The sequence below is a fragment of the Limnospira sp. PMC 1279.21 genome (genome assembly GCF_032349615.1).
Classification (GTDB): Bacteria; Cyanobacteriota; Cyanobacteriia; order Cyanobacteriales; family Microcoleaceae; genus Limnospira; species Limnospira fusiformis.
The window spans coordinates 1-3,047 of the sequence record NZ_JARPLU010000300.1; the positions used below are offsets into that span (position 1 = coordinate 1).

Consider the following 3,047-nt stretch of genomic DNA (forward strand, 5'->3'; position numbering starts at 1 on the left):
GTTACCGGAAGAGGCCGAACGCCAAAAAGCCGAACAAGCTCAACAGCTTGCTGAGGCCGAACGCCAAAAAGCCGAACAAGCTCAACAGCTTGCTGAGGCAGAACGCCAAAAGGCTGAGGCCGAACGCCAGAGGGCAGAACGTCTGGCGGAAAGGTTGCGCGCGCTGGGTTTAGATCCAGAGGAACTATAAAAGAAGCGATCGCACAACATCTACTTTAAATATTTATAGACATAGTTCCCCCTTGAGCAGCAACCATGCTAGGAATTACTCACGCTCAAGTTCCCTTTGTAGGTGATTAAAGTCGATCGCAAATATATCTACTTTTTCGCGGGTTAAAGCCTTCAGCAAGTCGCGACGATTTAAACCAGCTATTTGCGCGGCTTTGTCGTGAGGAATTTTACTTTTTTGATACCAATAGATAGCTGCCAAATCTGGAACCGGCAAACCTGAAATGGGAGAAACTCCTCTGGAGGCGACAAACACAGAAACCCGGTTTCTTGTCTGTGGTGAGCGATCGCCCTAACTTGAGCATCGAATAAAGAAAGCGATCGGTTTGTACATCTTCCCCATACCAGGATACGGCATTGGTGACAAATACAGTCACGCCATCCGCGTTAGAGACTATTTTTTATTTTTTTCTCTAATTCATTCACCGCCGACATCACACCAAATTTAGGATTCTTTAAAAGAGTATTTTCGAGTTGATCTAGAGATTTAACTAAATCGCAACGCAAACGCTGCTTATTTTGTTCAACTCCATTACGATAATCCCAATAATCGAAGGCAAGCAATCCAAAACCGACGAGAGGATCGATCATCGCGGCCAATTGACTAGAAATCACCGTGGCGGCCGCTTTACTACCCATTTTAGCTGCTAAATTTCCTAAAAGTTTAGTGGTTGCCATGCCACCAATAACTACTACTGGCAATGATTCCTCTCCTTGTTCATTTTCTAATCTGGCTTTGATTTCCTTTAAATTTTGATGCCACTCTGATTCAGCATTTTGATCATCCTTGTTGTCTATGTCAAAATCTTTTAGTTGACGCGATAGTAGTTTTAGATACAATTCAGTAGTATCAAGCACAATTGTCTTAAATTCACTTTCGACAGATTCTGGACTAACAACGCGCCGATAAAATTCTCTTTGAAGATTATCATTTACGCTATTTTTAATTTGTTCGTTAACTCTATACTGATTGAATCCATTGATAATATTTTGGCCTGCAAATTGAAAAAGAGTGTTAATTTCTTGTTTTTTCTGATTAAAGTAACTAAAATACCAGTTCAGAAAATCTGTATCTATGCGGTTAATTAATTCATCTTTCCATTTATCTAATTCCTGTTTGGCATATTCTTGAGCCTCTTTATAGGCTGTCTGACAAGCTTGATCAAAAGCTTTTTGGTCCTCTGAACCCACAAATGCTACCATATTTGGCATGATTTCCAGTGAGGGAGGAGGATTTAATTCAGCAGCTAAAGCTTGAGCCATAATCAAACGTCCCAGTAATGGGATTAACACCAGTAAAATCACCGTAGTCCAAATAATGAAACTAACTATCTTAATCGCTTTGACGACGTGGGATGTTTGTTTTAAGTCAACCAGACTGAAATCGCGATCGCCCAAAAACTGACTTAATTTTTTATTCAGCTTTTTGGCAACGATCTGCCGTCCTGAAGGAACACCACTGGGCAGATAAATTAAATGGTTATTTTCGTCCAAAAATACGAGGGCTAAAAAAGTGCCTTCGGGATGTTTTTGGCGAACGATCGCTGCTTGTGTTAGATTGGGATTATTGGGGCGATCGCTTTTTAAATAACTCACTACCTTATCAAAGCTGATTTCCTCTAATATTTCAGGGTTTTCAGGAAGAGATGGTAAGGACTTCTTGAACTCCCAAACTATCCGCACCATATCCTCATCGGTAATTTTCGGGGTTTTTTGAGATATTTTTGGAGCAAAAAAGTTAAGTAATGCCATGATTTTTATTGATTACTATACAACTAAAATTTCGATTTTTGTGATGGGATATTAATGGTTGTTTTTTCCATGAATTTTTATTGTTTTTTGAAAGTTATTGGTAAAATTAAAATCTTGCTCCGATTATGATATAATCAGCATAAAAATCGGGGCAAAATTTTAATTGACGGCTAAACCCTTAGATTCAAGGGATTAAACTATTCGTTCCAACATCTTTTTTGACCATCAACGTATCGGCAAACCAACTTCTCAACAATTAAATGTTTTTGAATTTGATCGTACTGTGAATTTGACGTATATCCCTGATTGATATCAACATTATGTATTGGGTTAAAAGATGCACTAGCCCATACAGGGACAACACTGCTGAAAAACAAAACAACCATTAATATTGATGCCGAAAAAAATGCCATTAGCTTTTGCATAGTTTCTCTCCAAGTCTAGTTGATGAAAATATTTTTTTGATTGTATAAGATAATTCTGGATGTTACAACCCCTAAAAGGTACGGTAAAGTCATGAGTTTTGTAAAGTTTTTTATCAATTTATCTATACCCTATTTGCTAAGGTACGGAAAAGTACGAAAAAGTATGATAAATTAAGAAAAGCTGAAACCAAGACTTCAACCCCAAAGAAATCTATGACTACTGAAGAACTGATACAGTGGGCAGATGACATTATATTTGCCAAAACAGAGAAACACCTTGATTCTGTGCAAACCGCTATCCTAGAAGGCGCTTGGCAAGGGTTCAAATATGAGGATATTGCTAAAAAGTGCCATCGCAGTAAGTCTCATATTAAAAATATTGCTGGGGAATTATGGCAGACTCTATCGGCAATATTGGGAGAAGAGATTCATAAGGCAAATTCTCGCTCTGTTTTAGAACGAAAAGCGATATCTATTATTTATAATTATGGTAAATCTTCACAGATTGTTAAAAGTAAAATTAGTAACCATATAAATATTTGTGGAGAAAGCAGGCAATATGAAGAAAATCTGAAACACCGATCGCCCTCTTCCCCTAACTCTTCTCCTGACTCTTCCCCCACCCAAAATCCCTCACCCATT

Annotated in this window: 3 protein-coding genes and 2 pseudogenes; 2 read left to right on the forward strand and 3 right to left on the reverse strand. The window is 38.2% G+C overall.

Annotation, left to right across the window (positions count from 1 at the left end):
- Positions 1-190 (forward strand): annotated as a pseudogene (locus P5683_RS23770) (hypothetical protein); the annotation flags it as partial.
- A 75-nt stretch (positions 191-265) separates the two neighbouring features.
- Here P5683_RS23770 and P5683_RS23775 read toward each other — a convergent pair.
- The 3 genes from P5683_RS23775 to P5683_RS23785 all read right to left on the reverse strand — a co-directional run bounded on the left by P5683_RS23775 (position 266) and on the right by P5683_RS23785 (position 2,405).
- Positions 266-484 (reverse strand): UPF0175 family protein, encoded by a 219-nt coding sequence (locus P5683_RS23775; protein ID WP_046321162.1) that lies wholly within the window; start codon positions 482-484, stop codon positions 266-268.
- A 131-nt stretch (positions 485-615) separates the two neighbouring features.
- Positions 616-1,980: a hypothetical protein gene (locus tag P5683_RS23780; protein ID WP_046321160.1), complete on the reverse strand. Its 1,365-nt coding sequence runs from the start codon at positions 1,978-1,980 to the stop codon at positions 616-618.
- Positions 1,981-2,177: 197 nt separating this feature from the next.
- Positions 2,178-2,405, reverse strand: coding sequence for a hypothetical protein (locus P5683_RS23785; protein ID WP_315641120.1), 228 nt, complete (start codon positions 2,403-2,405; stop codon positions 2,178-2,180).
- A gap of 213 nt (positions 2,406-2,618) precedes the next feature.
- Between P5683_RS23785 and P5683_RS23790 the strand changes: the two are divergent.
- A pseudogene (locus tag P5683_RS23790) lies at positions 2,619-3,047 on the forward strand (ATPase); the annotation flags it as partial.